The organism is Amygdalobacter indicium (genome assembly GCF_029101545.1).
Lineage (GTDB): Bacteria > Bacillota > Clostridia > Saccharofermentanales > Fastidiosipilaceae > Amygdalobacter > Amygdalobacter indicium.
In genome coordinates this window covers 163,842-179,462 of record NZ_CP118866.1, presented here as the reverse complement: position 1 = coordinate 179,462, position 15,621 = coordinate 163,842, and the positions used below count along the sequence as shown (strand labels likewise).

16 protein-coding genes and 2 pseudogenes are annotated in these 15,621 nt (G+C 38.5%); 1 reads left to right on the top strand and 17 read right to left on the bottom strand.

The genetic code is table 11. From position 1 onward, the window contains the following. Nucleotides 1-171: 171 nt before the first annotated feature. The 10 genes and pseudogenes from PYS60_RS00665 to PYS60_RS00620 all read right to left on the bottom strand — a co-directional run. Nucleotides 172-489 (bottom strand): annotated as a pseudogene (locus tag PYS60_RS00665) (terminase large subunit); the annotation flags it as partial. Between the two features lie 119 nt (nucleotides 490-608). After that, nucleotides 609-881, bottom strand: coding sequence for a hypothetical protein (locus PYS60_RS00660; RefSeq protein WP_315569923.1), 273 nt, complete (start codon nucleotides 879-881; stop codon nucleotides 609-611). Beyond that, nucleotides 874-1,161, bottom strand: a complete 288-nt coding sequence (locus PYS60_RS00655) for a DUF2089 family protein (protein ID WP_315569922.1) — start codon at nucleotides 1,159-1,161, stop codon at nucleotides 874-876. Before PYS60_RS00655 ends, PYS60_RS00660 begins: the two co-directional genes overlap by 8 nt. Nucleotides 1,162-2,206: 1,045 nt before the next feature. Next, a complete protein-coding gene (locus PYS60_RS00650) occupies nucleotides 2,207-2,917 on the bottom strand; it encodes a restriction endonuclease (protein ID WP_315569920.1) in 711 nt (236 codons plus the stop codon). 252 nt (nucleotides 2,918-3,169) lie between these two features. After that, nucleotides 3,170-3,724 (bottom strand): hypothetical protein, encoded by a 555-nt coding sequence (locus tag PYS60_RS00645; RefSeq protein ID WP_315569918.1) that lies wholly within the window; start codon nucleotides 3,722-3,724, stop codon nucleotides 3,170-3,172. A 210-nt stretch (nucleotides 3,725-3,934) separates the two neighbouring features. Beyond that, complete coding sequence (locus PYS60_RS00640; RefSeq protein WP_315569916.1) at nucleotides 3,935-4,177, bottom strand: hypothetical protein; 243 nt, start codon at nucleotides 4,175-4,177, stop codon at nucleotides 3,935-3,937. Nucleotides 4,178-4,399: 222 nt separating this feature from the next. After that, a complete protein-coding gene (locus tag PYS60_RS00635) occupies nucleotides 4,400-5,080 on the bottom strand; it encodes a recombinase family protein (protein WP_315569914.1) in 681 nt (226 codons plus the stop codon). Continuing rightward, the gene (abc-f, locus tag PYS60_RS00630) at nucleotides 5,061-6,500 is read right to left on the bottom strand and encodes a ribosomal protection-like ABC-F family protein (RefSeq protein ID WP_315569912.1); all 1,440 of its coding nucleotides are present in this window, start codon (nucleotides 6,498-6,500) and stop codon (nucleotides 5,061-5,063) included. Before abc-f ends, PYS60_RS00635 begins: the two co-directional genes overlap by 20 nt. Nucleotides 6,501-6,766: 266 nt before the next feature. Next, nucleotides 6,767-7,258: an NUDIX hydrolase gene (locus tag PYS60_RS00625; protein ID WP_004136327.1), complete on the bottom strand. Its 492-nt coding sequence runs from the start codon at nucleotides 7,256-7,258 to the stop codon at nucleotides 6,767-6,769. A gap of 823 nt (nucleotides 7,259-8,081) precedes the next feature. After that, nucleotides 8,082-8,807 (bottom strand): MerR family transcriptional regulator, encoded by a 726-nt coding sequence (locus PYS60_RS00620; RefSeq protein WP_315569909.1) that lies wholly within the window; start codon nucleotides 8,805-8,807, stop codon nucleotides 8,082-8,084. Nucleotides 8,808-9,073: 266 nt separating this feature from the next. On the opposite strand from PYS60_RS00620, the gene PYS60_RS00615 reads away from it, so the two are divergent. Further along, a complete protein-coding gene (locus PYS60_RS00615; RefSeq protein ID WP_315569907.1) occupies nucleotides 9,074-9,316 on the top strand; it encodes a type II toxin-antitoxin system Phd/YefM family antitoxin in 243 nt (80 codons plus the stop codon). Between the two features lie 613 nt (nucleotides 9,317-9,929). Here the strand turns inward: PYS60_RS00615 and PYS60_RS00610 are convergent. From PYS60_RS00610 to tet(O), 7 genes and pseudogenes are all read right to left on the bottom strand, one after another. Further along, a complete protein-coding gene (locus PYS60_RS00610; protein ID WP_315569905.1) occupies nucleotides 9,930-10,187 on the bottom strand; it encodes a winged helix-turn-helix transcriptional regulator in 258 nt (85 codons plus the stop codon). Nucleotides 10,188-10,215: 28 nt separating this feature from the next. Next, nucleotides 10,216-11,109 carry an AAA family ATPase gene (locus PYS60_RS00605; RefSeq protein ID WP_449224106.1) on the bottom strand — a complete coding sequence of 298 codons (894 nt, stop codon included), beginning with the start codon at nucleotides 11,107-11,109 and terminating at the stop codon, nucleotides 10,216-10,218. Nucleotides 11,110-11,567: 458 nt separating this feature from the next. After that, nucleotides 11,568-11,738, bottom strand: coding sequence for a hypothetical protein (locus tag PYS60_RS06620; protein WP_000331638.1), 171 nt, complete (start codon nucleotides 11,736-11,738; stop codon nucleotides 11,568-11,570). A gap of 83 nt (nucleotides 11,739-11,821) precedes the next feature. Then, nucleotides 11,822-12,247, bottom strand: a complete 426-nt coding sequence (locus PYS60_RS00595; protein WP_000323895.1) for an RNA polymerase sigma factor — start codon at nucleotides 12,245-12,247, stop codon at nucleotides 11,822-11,824. A gap of 94 nt (nucleotides 12,248-12,341) precedes the next feature. Beyond that, the gene (locus PYS60_RS00590) at nucleotides 12,342-12,854 is read right to left on the bottom strand and encodes a sigma-70 family RNA polymerase sigma factor (RefSeq protein WP_000241709.1); all 513 of its coding nucleotides are present in this window, start codon (nucleotides 12,852-12,854) and stop codon (nucleotides 12,342-12,344) included. 471 nt (nucleotides 12,855-13,325) lie between these two features. Then, a pseudogene (locus PYS60_RS00585) lies at nucleotides 13,326-13,515 on the bottom strand (cysteine-rich KTR domain-containing protein). 51 nt (nucleotides 13,516-13,566) lie between these two features. Further along, the gene (gene tet(O), locus PYS60_RS00580; RefSeq protein ID WP_315569903.1) at nucleotides 13,567-15,486 is read right to left on the bottom strand and encodes a tetracycline resistance ribosomal protection protein Tet(O); all 1,920 of its coding nucleotides are present in this window, start codon (nucleotides 15,484-15,486) and stop codon (nucleotides 13,567-13,569) included. Nucleotides 15,487-15,621: the final 135 nt, after the last annotated feature.

The following is a 15,621-nucleotide window of genomic DNA, read 5'->3' as shown; positions in this document are numbered from 1 at the left end:
CGATATGAGTAGTATAAACTAGGAATGCCTTACTTTCAAGTACTTTGTATTAGTTCTGTGCTATTAATCTATGATAATTTCACCCCTGTAACTAACCAATTAAAATTTCACCCCCCGGGTAACAAACAATTGCCGGGAAGAATTAACTCGTTTGCATGTCCGCCGCACAACATAAACTTCCGCACGCTCCTCATTATCCCAACAGCATAAAAGAAGTGCAACAGTAGCAGCCAGCTCACTCTTACCCATTTTCTTAGGTATTTCAATATGCGCGGTATTAAACTAACGATAACCATTCGGCTTAATAACACCTAACAAGTCCCTGATGATTTTCTCCTGCCAGGCTCGTAGCTTGAATGGTTTTCCTGCCCATGTTCCCTTGGTGTGGGATAGGCATTCGATGAAACTGACGGCATAGTCTGTTAGGGCTTTGTTATATGTTGAGTCTTCATTTTTGAATTTTGTAACTTGGTATTTTGCCAATGCTATCCCTCCTTTCCGTGTTTCAGGGCATGAAAAAAAACGCTTACTTGTGCCCTTTCAAAAAAAAGCAGTAAACCTTCCGATTTACCGCTTTAAACTATCAAGATAAATTTTCGAATGATATTTTATCCTAAGTTCTTTATCTTGAATTTTTCGTCCTCACTATTCCTTCTATGAAGCCAATCTTCCATATAAAAGCCTACCAAAACGACAGCCTGCAATAACGAAGAAAAAGCACCAAAATTCACTGAAAATGGGATGGCTACAGCAATCGTAATAACCCAAACAATACTAGGTAGAATCCATTTATTTACTCGTCTGCTTTTAACAAAGTAAATTTCAAGTCCGGCTAAAACAATACCAATCACCAAGTAAAGAAGCAATAACTCTCTATTCATTTGCTTGCCTCCTTTCATTGTATTTATCAATCAGTTTCTTCGTAGTCTCATAATCATATTTATCTTGCAAAGCTAAAGACTTAATGAACTTCACGTACGGATCTTCATCCACCTCCATAAGCTTTACTTTTTCAATTAATTGATTGAGATTATTCCTGATTATGTGGTAGGAACTATCGTAATAGTTAGCCATGCTCTTCAATGATCCAGATGATAAAATGAACTGCTTGATAAATGCTATTTCATTATCATCGAGATTAAATATCCAATCATTCTTCATTACCATACTCCTTTCTCTTTTATAATAACCTATTTTCTAATAATATTCAATATTAACCTTCTTCTTTTTAATTTTGTTTAACTTTCTTTCTAATTTTGCGTATAGCAATGTGTGGTTGACACCTAAGCATAAAAAAAACGCTTACTTGCGTCCATATCGTTTCTATCTACTACGAGCAAAAGCCCTGCTTGGGGCCAATGCCTTTCATCTCTTGTTCTTAAAGGTTGTCTATAAGATCGTCAAACCATGTAGCTGTTCTTTAGACAAATTCTCAGATGTGAAAAGAATAGCGCTAAGCGAGTCGTATTTTTTATATAGCTAGCTACTGTATTCCTAGAAATGCCTAAATCATCTGCTCTTTTTCTTTGCGAGATACCTTTGTTATGAAGAGTGCTTATTTTGTGTGTCTATCATTGTTATCATTTCCTATACACCTCCTAGAACTATTGCCCTAAAGAGGAAGGGATGGCTCAATTTTCAATTGCACGAGTGGCTCAAAATTAAAGTACTATAGACACATAATCCCACCTCGCAACCTGGGTGCAAAGTGGGTGCACTTTTTAACGTTAACATCCTGTGCACTCGACCCCAGAGCGTTGACATCTTCCCTCAAACAGCCAAACTGCGCTCAAAAACCGCGAAAACCCAGCTTAAAGCCGCTTCGCATTAAACCTTTTAACGATAGACCCTGCAAACCCCTGCTACATAAGGGCTAACTTGCACCCACCTAATCAGCCTTCGACATCAATACGACACTCTCGACGTGAGACTTTTAGGCTAATTCTAAATTTATCATTACTTTTGTAAAAATGCTGATTTTACTTATCTTACATCTTTTCTATACACTCGATCTTTGCAAATCTCAATTAGGCTATTTTATAAAACTATACTCTTACTTTAACATTTTCTAAAAATAAGATTCTATTGTATTTTCTCATTTATCTTTCCTATCTCGGATTTTATTTTGAAGAATATCAATATTCTATATTAATTATATCCATTTCATAGTTCCTCATCCATTTTAAAAATTTTAACCAGCTTTCCTCTAATCCTTTCGTACATATAAATCTATATCCCATTGACTTAATTCCGTAATTTCTAAAGTAAAATCTATCAAATACACACAAATCTTATCATACTCATGAATTTTTTTTATTTCTTTTAAATGTTCCTGTGAAACTCCAACAACAATAATATTATATTTCTGGTCGAATTTTTTATGCTTATAATCTTCAGCCAATTTTTTACTTGAAAATAATAAAATCTTATTTGATAATACGCTGTTTTTTTCTATAGATGTTTTACCATCTGTATTCATTAACATCCAAAAAGGATCTCCTATTGTATTGAAATCAGGTTTTAAGTACTTAGTATATTCAGACATAGCAAAAGTATCAAAATCATCATATTTTATCAATTTAATTCCATTATACTCTGATACCTTACAAGCGCCATTTTGAAATTCACTTTCTGCAGAAATAAATACACCATTAATTCCACCAATATGTTTCAGTTTGTAATCGAAATTTCTTAATTCACTAACATTTATTGGTTTTCTCCAATTTTTACATTCTATACCAACTTGATAAAATATACCAAAATGCTCAAATGAATAAAGAACGTCTATTTCATGAGTCGCACCATCATCACCTACCATTTTGACTTTCGTTCGGATTTCTGCATTTATTCTCTCTTTCTTAGAAAGTAGTAAATAAATATTTTCAACTACTTTTTCAAATTCATCACCTTTTCCCATATTTTCACCTCACATATAATTCTCTAATAACGTTATAATCTACACTATACATTTTTACATTACAGTCTATTATGGAAGAGATTTGTTTACTTGGCCGAATAAGACCTAATTTATATGGAAAAAAACCTCTCTCTGCAAGAGAAATCAAAACTACTAAATGACGTTGTGAAATACCAAATACAGCGTAATCCTTTTGTTGTTTACAGCATGCATCGGCAAGTTTTTTTGATGTGAAAAGTGGTAAAGAATTCTCTATAATAAAATAATTTCCCGTATTTTTTTTGTTCGTTCATCAATTTGCATTAAAGTCCAAAAAGGATCACCAATAACATTTTCATCAGGTAAAACTTCATCAATAGATTTTGAAACATTTATTCTTGTTTCTTTCATAATATCAAAAAATATGGTTTGAATTTGTTTATCATTAGCAATATTCAATGCTTCTTCATCTATTTTATCGTTATAATACAAAACACCTTTAGGAAAGTAACCTAAATCTTTTAAGAGGTTATCGAACTGCCATACATCTTCAGCTTTTACAATTTTGTTATCTATTATTTTTATAACCGTTTTTTCTAAATTATTCATCTGAACAAATTCAATGTATATATCTATTTTATGTTCAATGCTTTTCCCTTTAACTCTAATATTTTTAAAAAGTTTAGGATTGATTAAATTTTCTCTATTTATCCTATAATCGTATAGAGAGAATACTAAATCAATCAACTCCATCCCCTTATTTTTATTGTTTTCTATGCTATCTTTCAATTGATTCTTTTTACGAAAAATATTTTTGAAAAAATTCATTATTATAGCTAACCTCCTTGAATATAAACTGGAAAATTTTAGAGGAGCTCTGTTGACGCATTGTTTTTTCTCTGACAGATATCGCATAGTCAGTTATTAAACTATTCTCATCATTTCTATCCTCTTAATCAAGACTACACCTTCACATAAGATTTTTAGACTATTTGAAAAAATTACAGATTTATGCAAAATCCATTGTTTTTTCATGTCTTATAACATTTCTATTGTTTTAAGCCTATTATTTTCAATTAGACTATTATCATCTGGCTTTAAATGCTTCCTTAATTTTTCAACTTCCTCTGTACATTTGGTGTAAAGTTCATAGACTTCCTTGAAGGTAATCCTTGCTGGTGCTGACCTAACGATAAAATTGCAAAGAGATTTAATTTTTTCTATAACTCCACCTCTTTCGCAATCGGCATAAATATTATTATCGATTATAGGAACAAACATACTATGATCTTTTTTATTTCCAAAAGACTCAATATCATCAAAGCTATCAGATTTAATATACAGAATATATAATCTTCCTCCTTTGTTTTGCTATGTCTATATATGCTCTGTTTTCATATTATATCAAGTTCTATTTCTATTTTTCGAACTATATTTCTTACTCTTTCTACGCACCGTTCCGTCTTCTCCAATTTCAACATTACTACGAAGTTCCATTTCTAGTTAAACTGCTTCAAACTGCCCTTTTGAAATTATCCCTTCATGATGGTTCTTATTCAAATAACAATTCTCAGATACTCCTGAACCCGCAATTGCCACATCACCTGTATATTTACGCCTAGTCAAAGTGCTCTCAACAGCCCGTTTACTCCAGCTGTCTTTCCCTTTAGGAGACTTAATGCCCTTACTTTTTAGTCTTTCAATAATACCAACAATACTTAAGCCTTCAAGATACAAGTCAAAAATAGCTCTTACTACCTTTGCCTGTTCTTCATCAATAACCAGCATGCCCTGCCTATCTTTATTATAACCATAACAAGCCCTACTATAAAGACCTGATGTGCCATCTTCTGTTCTATGTTTTAAGCCAAAGCGTATATTTTCACTTCGCCAGTCATTTTCAGCCTGACAGCACGCTTGAACCACACTGATTAAAAGTTCATCATCGACAGTTTCCGTATCAATCTTATCTGCCTCAAAAATAATTCTCGTGCCACAAGCTTTAAGCTTTCTAATAGCCTCTAAGCCTTCTTCAAAGCGTTCTATTGCACCATCCCAATCACCAAGATAATTGTAATTGACATCTATGTATTCCTGGGCACTAAACTTCTCATTTGTGCAATGCCGGCGAATAACAGCAAATATTCTCATTATGATAATTAGTCTAAACCTCATTTTCCTCATTATATTGCTGCAAATTACCTTCAAAACCAGTAATCTTTTCATTCTCGATAAGTAACAAAGAATCCGCTACATTGTTGATAAAGGACACATCATGCGTCACGAAAAGCAAGGGTCTGTCGTAGCCTTGAAGCAGCTCTTCTAAGGCTTCTATGGCACGAATATCTAAAAAGTTAGTTGGCTCATCCATCACCAAATAATTAAAGTTACCTGTTAGAAGCTTCGCCAATTTCACCTTGGCTTTTTCACCATCACTAAGCACATTCACTTGCTTGAACACATCATTTGTTTTGAAACCTAGACGAGCCAAGATGATTCTCGTCATTGACTGGTCATAGATTGAATAAGGTAATACGTTGTCCAGAATCGTTTTTGTATAGTCGAGTGTTTCTCCTAGCTGACTATAGTAACCAATTCGTAAATTCGGATGTGTCCACGTTTCACCGTTAAGAATCATGTTGAGCAAAGTGGTTTTCCCTGAACCGTTGTCACCTAATAAGGCAACTTTATTTGTATTGTCTATCGCAAAATTGACATTCTTAAAAATCACCTTGCTATCAAAGCTCTTATTGAGATTTTCTGCCCTGATGAGTACCTTGGAATGAATTTTTTCTCGCTCGTCCATATTGAGCTTGATGGCTGCATTTTGATATGGCTTACTCTTCACCTCTAGTTGATTTACTCTTTCTAAAGTGGCTTTTACCTGTTTGTCGAGCTTCTTCTTATTTTGTTGCCCGCCCATTTTATGCAGCCTAGCTTCTGAGTTACCCATCCTTTGGGGTGTGGTTTTTACTTTTGCTGACTGCTGTTTTATTGCATTTGCAACCTGTAAAAGACGCTTCTTTTCTTTTACATAACTCTCATATTCCCGCTCAGCACACTTATACCTCTTTTCTCTTTCGCATAGATAAAACGAATAATCACCGCTATAAACCTCAATTTTCCCATTGACCAATTCGAAAATTTTCGTACAGGTTTGATTAATAAAATCTCGATCATGGGAGACAAGAATAAAACCCTTATTGCGAGAATAGAGCCGTTTAGCTAATAGCTTTCTTTGCTTAATGTCTAAATGTGATGTAGGCTCGTCAATAAGCAAAAATGCTTTATTATCAACTAAAAGGTGCTCCAGTTTCAATCTTTGCTGCTCGCCTGGACTACTACAATTCTGCTGAAAACGACGCTGATATATAAAACCGAGTTCATCTTCTGAATTGTTGAGCAAATAACTAATCTCGTCGTTCATTTGAACTCGCCCCGCGTAGTCAGTATCAAGACTTGAAAGTATGCGTAAAAAGGTGGTTTTGCCTGTGCCGTTATCACCAATTAAACCAACCTTATCACAAGCACCAATAGATAGATGATCAATCGCAAATAAAGTTCTTGCACCTACAACTTTTGTTAAATCATCAATACGTATCATAAATCCTCCTTGAAAATACCGAGAGGATTTAACCTCTCTACATTAGTTAGAACAGGATTTATTAATTACCATCTTTTGATACCTCCGAAAATAATTGTCACTATTATACCATGTACTCATATATAACTTAGTACCTCAAGCAACTTAACTATCGTCTTACTTATTTCACAAAGCTGGGTGCAAAGTGGGTGCACTTTTTAACGTTAACATCCTGTGCACTCGACCCTAGAGCGTTGATATCTTCCCTCAAACAGCCAAAGTTGAATTTATATATCTACTGTTTTAATAAGTTTGATTGCCCTTGATGATACTAACTCGTCTTGGCTCATTTCCAAAAGGCTCTTTTTATCTACCCACTTATAATTAACCGTTTCTCCTTTTTGAAGAGCAATTGCATTTTTCTTACAATCGGTTACGCATAGATATTCAACATAAAGAGAGTGGTAAACATCCTGCACAAATCTTCCGATCTCCATAATTTTTGAAGCTTCAATACCTGTTTCTTCTTTTAATTCTCTTACTGCACATTCTAATGGCGTTTCATATTGCAATGCAGAACCACCTGCTGTCAACTCCCACATTCCACCGAATTTCTTTTCAAAATCTCTTTGCATAATAAGGTAAGTCCCATCTATATGTTTAACAATTACTTCGCCCACCAAATGATACATGCCGTCAGGAATTGGTTCTCCTCTCACTAATGTAATATTCTTTAATTTATTAAATTCTTTATCATACGCATCCCAAATCTCAGCCATAAAAACCTCCATAAGGCCTGATTGTCAATTTCATTAAATATGAATTTTATCTTTCTCCAGTGGATACAAATATATAATCGGATTTTGTGCCAACTGATTTAACTTCAGTCCGGATATTTACTTTCCAATGTAGTATTACTAATAAATATTATAATAAAAAGAGCTCAAAATTTCTTTTATACCCTCTGCATACATATCTAAAGTTCTATTAGACTCTAATTAATCCTTTTTCGTCTCTGCGATAAACTTCTTATTATCCATTACTTAAGCAACTCCTCGTGCACATACTAATAATCAGGTCTCATTTTACCTTTTGAACTATATTTTCACACTTAACAGTGTGGGTGCAAAGTGTGTGCACTTTTTAACGTTAACATCCTGTGCGCTCGACCCCAGAGCGTCGACATCTTCCCTCATACAGCCAAACTGCGCTCAAAAACCGCAAGAACCCAGCTTAAAGCTGCTTCGCATTAAACCTTTTAACGATAGCCCTCGCAAACCCCTGCTACACAAGGGCAAAAATGCACCCACCTAATCAGCCTTTGACATCGATACAACGCTCTCAACGTGGATTGAGAGAACTCCTAGTATAGCTACACTTTTTTGAGTGCACACTATGGATATTGGGTGCACTTTTTAACGATAGGAGGGGGCTATCATTAAAAAGTTTGAGAATCTATTTTCTACAAAACAATTTTTTATTCTGGTAGAAAATTAAAGCACCTTTTTGTAATGATCCCCAAAAGTTAGATTTTTGGTCCAACTTTTGGGAGCATTACATTAGTTAATTAGGTGTTTTTAATCAATAATTCGATTATAAAACTTACTTGCAATAATATTCGATTGCCTTGTTGACAAATACGGATGTCCCTTCGCCTGCAAACGCATCTATATTTTTCGTAAAATCACCACCGGAAGCATACATCTTGCCAAGTCCGGATAAAATCTCATTCGAACACTTATAGAAATTAGCTGTAATAAAGTCCTGCAGTTTCTTTACCAAAGCCTGAACTTCAACTGAATCGCTGGGTTGTGATTTTACCTTGCCAAATTCTGCAAAAATCAGCATGAGTTGGTGATGGAGCATTTTTGTTTCCTCGCTGTTTCTCCTTTGTCCTTGAGCTTCAAATTCCTTGAATTCCGGTGTATCTCCCCAATACTCTTTTGCCTGTTTGGCATACTCATCAATTTTGCTTGTGTCAAATGCTGTAAAGTTCATATAGTTACCTCCTAATGCTTTTAATCCCTTTGCAAAAAGAATTAAATTTTCCAAATGCTCTTTTTTCAGGATTAATAATTTGATTTGTTGTTCCAGCGCTAAATCTTTGTCGAAATGCTCACTGGTTATTATTTCTTTAATTTCTTTGAGCGGAAATTCCAAAGCTTTAAACAGCAAAATGGATTGTAGTACCTTTAGATCCTCATCACCATACAACCTATATCCTGACTCCGAATAAGCGGACGGTTTTAACACACCGATTTTGTCGTAATACTGAAGAGTACGAATACTAATTCCTGCTATCTTGCTGACTTCATTCACTGTTTTCACTATCTCACCTCCTTCCTTATCACTAGAATAAAGTATTACGCAACGTCATGGTCAAGTATTTTTTGCGAGCATTTTTTGCTAGCGTTGCCGTCTAATGCTCAACCTAAGACTGTTGCATTTATACAGCCTCAATCGGCAAACCATGAGTTCCGATTGACACCTGTCACATCTTTTCTGAGTTAATAGTTATGACGTAGATTTGAAATACTTAGGATTGATTCATCCTAAAATATAGGGTATAATCTTCTTAAAAGGAGGCTATCGTTATGAATGTAAATACAGATACGCTGATTTCAATTTCTGAAGCCAATCAAAACTTCTCAAAGGTTGCTCGTCTTGTCGATAAATACGGCTCAGCTGTAATACTAAAAAACAACTCTCCGCGCTATGTGATTTTAGAGTTCCCTAAAGCCGAAGAGGTTTCTGCTCCGGCTGATGATGAGGTCATGGCTTTATCGAATATGTTCATCAAAAAGAACAAAAAAGTCTACGAGGAATTAGCTAAATGAAGTATCTAACTCAAGATCAAGTAGTTAGACTTCATCAAGCTCTGATTGAAACAAGTGGTGGCTCGTTAGGTATTCGTGATGAGGGAATGCTCAACTCTGCGCTAAAAACTCCACTACAGACTTACATTTGAGAGCATTTTTAGACCTTGTCAAAGTCTACTTGACCTGCAAAGCCTACCTTTTGTTTTACCTTTCGAGCTGTATTTCCCCACTTCACCAGTTAGGTGCAAAGTGTGTGCACCTTTTAACGTTAACATCCTGTGCACTCGACCCCAGAGCGTTGATATCTTCCCTCAAACAGCCAAACTGCGCTCAAAAGCCACGCCAAGCCAGCCTAAAGCCGCCATGCATTAAACCTTTTAACGATAGCCCTCGCAAACCCCTGCTACATAAGGGCAAAAATGCACCCACCTAATCAGCCTTTGACATCAATACAACGCTCTCAACGTGGATTGAGATGACCGGATTAATGTCTGCACCTCCCTCGAAGCCTAGCCTCGTACGGGGAAATTGTTCAAGGCTTAGACTCGTACTCGGAAACTGGTCGAATTTCCGGGAATCATCACAAACGCCCTCTAAATCGTGACAATGTTATCTCAAAAACTATTTTAACTCATCGTATAATTTTCCAAAATCCAGATATGTTATTGCCTACTCGCTCAATGTATTCCATGTCGACTAAAGCAGCAATCGCACGAGACACTGTTCTTCTAGAAACGCCAATCTCGGTAGCCAACCCATTGTAGGTTGCTTTCGGTCTTTTGACGAGTTCCAATAAAACGGCCTGTTGCGTATCTGTTAAGAATGGATCAAGTTCATTTGCGTTGGCACTAGTGCCACTAGTAGTGCCAAATTGCGGCACTGCTGCCATGACCTTTACATTAAAGGGTATGCTGACATTAATGTATGGTGTGATATTCATTCAGCCATTTCGTAATCACCGTGGGTATGGTTTCCGTTTCCCCCATAGCGGCTAACAGCTCCGTTGCCGTGCCTGCCCATTCTTCCTTATCCCTCATAAAATCCACCAACCGAAAAAGGACATCTGGTATCGTTTCTTTCGCAAGCTGCTCCTGCGTTTTCCTCTCCACAAGTTCCCAACTGCAATCACGGAAACGGAGCGTGTATTCCTGATAGGGCGTGTCCCTGCCCGTTACATACAGCTTGGCGGTGTCAGATGCCCGTTTCTCCTTTTCCAGAACAAAGGTAGCGTCCGCACTCCCCGTTAAGCCTGTCGTCCCAGACACCTTGTTGAACACATCGCTGTCATTCTGCTTTCGGATGTGGTGTACGACAATGACCGCCAGAGAGTGCCTGTCGGCAAAATCTTTGATTAGGGAGATGTCCCCATAGTCGCTTGCATAGGCGTTGTCTTTTGAAGCTGTACGGACTTTCTGCAAGGTATCAATGACAATGAGCCTGCTGTCTGGATAGTCTTTCAGATAATCCTCAAGCTGCACGATAAGACCGTCTGACAGCTTGCAGCTTGCCACGGCAAAATGAAGCCGCCCGCTCGCTTCGTCCGTCAAACGGAACAGCCTGTCCTGTATGCGGCAGAACGTGTCCTCAAGGCAGAGGTAAAGCACATCGCCCTCCATTGTCGGCATATCCCATAAAGGGATTCCCTGCGACACGCATAAGCATAGCTTCAGCATGAGCCAGCTTTTGCCTATCTTCTGTGAGCCGCAGAACAGCGATAAGCCTGTCGGGATAAGGCTGTCCACCACAAAGGATGGTTTCTCAAGCGGTTCATAAAGGAGCGTTTCGGCGTTGACTGTCTGTAACTTCTGCATGGCTTTCCTCCTTTCGGGCGGTGTCTTTGTTTTCGTTGCACATAGGCGTTGACCTCCTTAAAAATAGATTTACTCCCACGGAAAAAAGTGAGAGTATGTAATGCCGCCAATCCCACACAAATAAAAAACAGATTTCTTTTTCGGGCGGTGTCGGTCACGGTTGGAGATATTTCTTCAATTTCCGCCTTTACTTTCTCCTTTGCAATCGCAACAGATTTCTGTATTGCCGAAGCGGTGCAATGCTCCATAGCGGCGATTTGGTAAAAATTGAACTCATACTCGTAGTAGAGCAGGAAACGCCGCCTTTGTATCTCTGGAAGGCTCCCAACCGCCTTATAGAGCGTTTCATTCCGTTCTTCCTCAACCATGCGTTCATCAAGGCTCTTAGGCACACGCAACGCCCGTCTGTAAAGGGTTTCGTCCCATACCTCGTTAAACTCCCTGTGCCGCTCGTCCCATTAGAAAAGATTCCTGTTCCTGCGCTCCATCTGCCGAAACTCCATAAAGAACTGTTCCGACACTTCCAACTCGTGGGATTTGCCCTGCCCGTCCTTAAAGCTGATAAAATACCTTGTGCCGCTTTCCGTGGATTCCTCCCGAAGCGTGTATGCCTTAACCCTGTATGCCATCCTGTTGTCCTCCTGCAAAAAATGAGTGAGGGGATTTCCATCCCTCACCCAGTAGCCCGCAGGATGGCAGGCTGTTTTAGAAGCTATAAAATTTTCCGCAGCTTCTTCCGCAGATGGTCTAACCTCGCATAGATGGCACCAGTCGTCAAATGCACAAGCGGGGCAATCTCCTTTGTGGAATACCCCTGCATTTTCAGCAGGACGATTTTCAAGGTACGCCCGTCCACCGTGACTAATACTTGATAGAGATTTTCGCTCTCAATCTCTTCCAGTAACTCCGCAACCGTACCCACTTCCGCCTGCCGCTCCCTGCCTGCCATGTCCTCAAGATATTCCGCAACGTCATTCGTCCATCGGTAAAACCGCCTGTTGGAATTGAAGTCTGCCCTGTCCGCCATGCGTATCTGCTCAATGGTCGCTTCATCAACGCCGCACTCACGCAGCAGCTTTTCCTCCGCTTCTTTCCAGATACGCCATTTCCTGTCCTCCCGTCCGTGGTTGTATGCCATTCTTACTTCCTCCAATCAGAATTGATTGAGAGGGCAGAGAAAAGCCCCCTCATCTTCCCAAAGGAAAAAACAAGGGGGCTGAACGCCTTAAATTTTAATTTTCTATTATCTTTCTTAGTTTTATTAGGATTCTGGCTTTGCGTTTGTTTACAACGCTCTGGGTTATGCCCAACCTCGCCCCGACTTCACGCTCGGAAAGTCCGTCAAAAAAGATTGCCTGTATCAGCTCCTGTTCACTATCCGACAGCAAAGGCAGGGCGGCTTTCAGCCTGTCCACCATGACCGCATTGACAACGGTTTCTGCAATGTCCACCGCTTCATCAGTGATAAAGTCCAGAGGATTCCCCTCGCTGTCCGTAAATCCGTCGAGAGATAGCAGTCTATTCTTTGTATCTAATTTTTGCAGATAACGCCACCGTTCCTTGTCACGGTAGAAGTCTGTGTATTGCTCCCTCACGACTTCAAGCAGACAGCCTTGAATGGGGATAAACAGCTTGTCCATATAGGTCTGGTCGGATTCCCTGCAACGGCAGAACTCCGTGTAGGATAATTCCACATAGCCGCCACTTTCTCTGATATATACCTTTCTTGGTGCATATTTCACCATAAATACCTCCCATCTGAATTTTTGAAATGTAAAAAATCCAGATGGAGAGGCGGAGAACGACACCGCATATCAGAAACAGCCCTACGGCACTTTCCAACAAAAATCGACAAAAGAAAAACCGCAAAGGCTCTGTGACCTTTACGGTTATAGGAAATACAAATTCTGTTGTATGGAGATTGTACTTCCACTTTCAAGGTGAGAAGTACCGCTGCACTGGCAGAAATTTTTTTAACTGGTTTCCTGCCATTCTCTGATATGCTATGTATTGATAAATTTTACTTCGTATGAGCAGATGAATAACCGCCCGAAAAAAGAACATAAAAAAATCCCTCCAAATTTAAAAACAAATTCAGAGGGTAATTTAGGGTATAACAAAATAACCCACCCGAATATCGTTTTTTTTATTTGGTGAGTTTGTTCTTTCAAATACGAAACAAAAAGAGCCGATGATTCGTGAATTGTTCCACAATTTCATCGGCTCTGCGTCTTAAGCGTCTGGCTCTTTGATGACAGTTATCTTCAAGTTGTCAACTTTAATCAATCTTTCTTGTCTGCATTTTGGACAATAAAGGGGATAATTCTCCAAAACAGTGTCCTTCCTAATTTTATTACGGGTTTTGCTCCCACAAACAGGACACAATATCCATTCGCATTTCATCATAATTAGTCTCTAATCCTTTCAAATCTCATTTTATATGACTTTTGCAAGCTGTTAAGCTAACTTGTGGAACATATGCCGAACCTTATCTATACGGCTATTCGGGCGGCGGGGTTGGCAAATAAATTTACCAATAGCTGGCTGGTATCCTTTTAACTCTGTCAAGCAGACTCCCTGCCCATTTGTGAAACAAGTTAAATCGTTCCTGTATTCTTGAATACATCTAGCAGGGATTTCTCCTTTCAGAATGACCTCGTCATTCTTTATCTGAGTACTTACAATATCTGCACAATACCTTGGAGCATCATGATACGCCCGTGAGAGATATTCCTGCGGTGCATAAATTTCAAAGTGGAGATATGGCTCTAATAGTTCTGTCCCTGCTTTTTTTAAAGCCTGCTCCAATACGATAGGGGAAAGCAGCCGAAAGTCTGCGGGGGTACTTACAGGACTATAATACAATCCATATTCAAAACAGATTTTACAGTCTGTCACTTTCCATCCATACAGCCCCTGCTCGCAGCCATAAAGAACCCCCTCCATAACCGCATTTTGGAACGATTGATTTAAATATCCAAGTGAAACTCTGCTTTCATACTGCACTCCGCTTCCAATAGGGAGCGGCTCTATGGACAACCCGACAGAAGCCCAGAAAGGATTTGGCGGGACTTCTATGTGGATGGTATATTCTGCTTTTCTAAGCGGTCTTTCCATATATATAACAGTAGGCTCTTTTATTTCTGCCTCCACATGATATTTTTCCTCAAGGATGGCACAAATGACTTCCATCTGCACATTCCCCAAAAAAGAAAGTATAATCTCATGCGTTGTAGTATCCACATAATATTTTAAAAGAGGGTCGCCATCTGAAATTTCTGTAAGTGCCCCAAGCAATATTTCCCGCTGTTCAGATTTCTTTACTGCAATCGTTGTTTGGAGCATAGGGAGAGGATTTTCAATAAATTTTCTCTGCGGCAACAGCATTTCGTTCCCCAAAATACTGTTTAGCTGCAAAACATCATTTGGTAAAATTACAATATCACCAGAGCAGGCTGTATCGGATGAATATAATTCACCGTTTGTCGGAACACACATCTCTGTGATTTTTATTTTCTCTTTTTCAGATATTTTAATAACATCCCTCAAATGCAATGTTCCGCTATATATACGCACATAAACAAAACGCCGCCTTTTCTCTGAATATTCAATCTTAAAAACCTGCCCGCATAGTTCAGATTGACCTTCAGGCGTTGATGAATAAAACTTACTGGCAATCACTTCTATAAGCTGCCGAATCCCCAGATTGTTTTTAGCACTTCCGTGATAAACGGGAAATAACGTTCCGTTTTGGAATCTCCTGTTTTCTTCCTGTTCCAGTTCTGACATTTTAAACGGTTTCCCTGACATATATTTCTCTAATAGTTCATCGTTTCCCATAATTACCGCATCCCACTGTTCCATATCGTCATTGTCCGTTACATTTATATGGGGATGCTGCCCAACCTTTTGCTTCACTATAATTTCCGAAGAAAGCTTTGCTTTCATTTCTTGATATACCATTGGCAAATCAATCCCCTCTTGGTCAATTTTATTGATGAAAAAAATTGTCGGAATCTTCATTGTCTGTAGTGCATGAAACAGTATACGGGTCTGTGCCTGTATGCCATCCTTTGCAGAAACTAATAATACTGCTCCGTCTAATACGGATAAAGAACGGTATACTTCCGCCAAAAAATCCATATGGCCTGGCGTATCTATAATGTTGACTTTTACATCCTCCCACTGAAAAGATGTCACTGCTGTCTGGATAGTGATTCCCCTTTGACGCTCCAAATTCATTGTATCTGTCCTTGTTGTGCCTTTATCTACGCTCCCTGGTTCTGCAATTGCACCACTGGTATACAATAAACTCTCCGTTAATGTTGTCTTTCCTGCGTCAACGTGAGCCAGAATGCCTAAGTTAATTATTTTCATGTGATTTTCCTCCTATCAACACCCAAAAAAGGGCATAAAAATACCCAGTGATAAATACTCCTATCACTGGGTAAATAACTCCAATAGCCCCAAAACACTTATATGTTTTCGGGCATATAAAATTACATGATAAAA

Coding starts and splice junctions, on each gene's coding strand:
- PYS60_RS00660 (WP_315569923.1), bottom strand. CDS start 881: ATGAATAGAGAGTTATTGCTTCTTTACTTGGTGATTGGTATTGTTTTA.
- PYS60_RS00655 (WP_315569922.1), bottom strand. CDS start 1,161: ATGAAGAATGATTGGATATTTAATCTCGATGATAATGAAATAGCATTT.
- PYS60_RS00650 (WP_315569920.1), bottom strand. CDS start 2,917: ATGGGAAAAGGTGATGAATTTGAAAAAGTAGTTGAAAATATTTATTTA.
- PYS60_RS00645 (WP_315569918.1), bottom strand. CDS start 3,724: ATGAATTTTTTCAAAAATATTTTTCGTAAAAAGAATCAATTGAAAGAT.
- PYS60_RS00640 (WP_315569916.1), bottom strand. CDS start 4,177: ATGTTTGTTCCTATAATCGATAATAATATTTATGCCGATTGCGAAAGA.
- PYS60_RS00635 (WP_315569914.1), bottom strand. CDS start 5,080: ATGAGGAAAATGAGGTTTAGACTAATTATCATAATGAGAATATTTGCT.
- abc-f (WP_315569912.1), bottom strand. CDS start 6,500: ATGATACGTATTGATGATTTAACAAAAGTTGTAGGTGCAAGAACTTTA.
- PYS60_RS00625 (WP_004136327.1), bottom strand. CDS start 7,258: ATGGCTGAGATTTGGGATGCGTATGATAAAGAATTTAATAAATTAAAG.
- PYS60_RS00615 (WP_315569907.1), top strand. CDS start 9,074: ATGAATGTAAATACAGATACGCTGATTTCAATTTCTGAAGCCAATCAA.
- PYS60_RS00610 (WP_315569905.1), bottom strand. CDS start 10,187: ATGGCAGCAGTGCCGCAATTTGGCACTACTAGTGGCACTAGTGCCAAC.
- PYS60_RS00605 (WP_449224106.1), bottom strand. CDS start 11,109: ATGCAGAAGTTACAGACAGTCAACGCCGAAACGCTCCTTTATGAACCG.
- PYS60_RS06620 (WP_000331638.1), bottom strand. CDS start 11,738: ATGGCATACAGGGTTAAGGCATACACGCTTCGGGAGGAATCCACGGAA.
- PYS60_RS00595 (WP_000323895.1), bottom strand. CDS start 12,247: ATGGCATACAACCACGGACGGGAGGACAGGAAATGGCGTATCTGGAAA.
- PYS60_RS00590 (WP_000241709.1), bottom strand. CDS start 12,854: ATGGTGAAATATGCACCAAGAAAGGTATATATCAGAGAAAGTGGCGGC.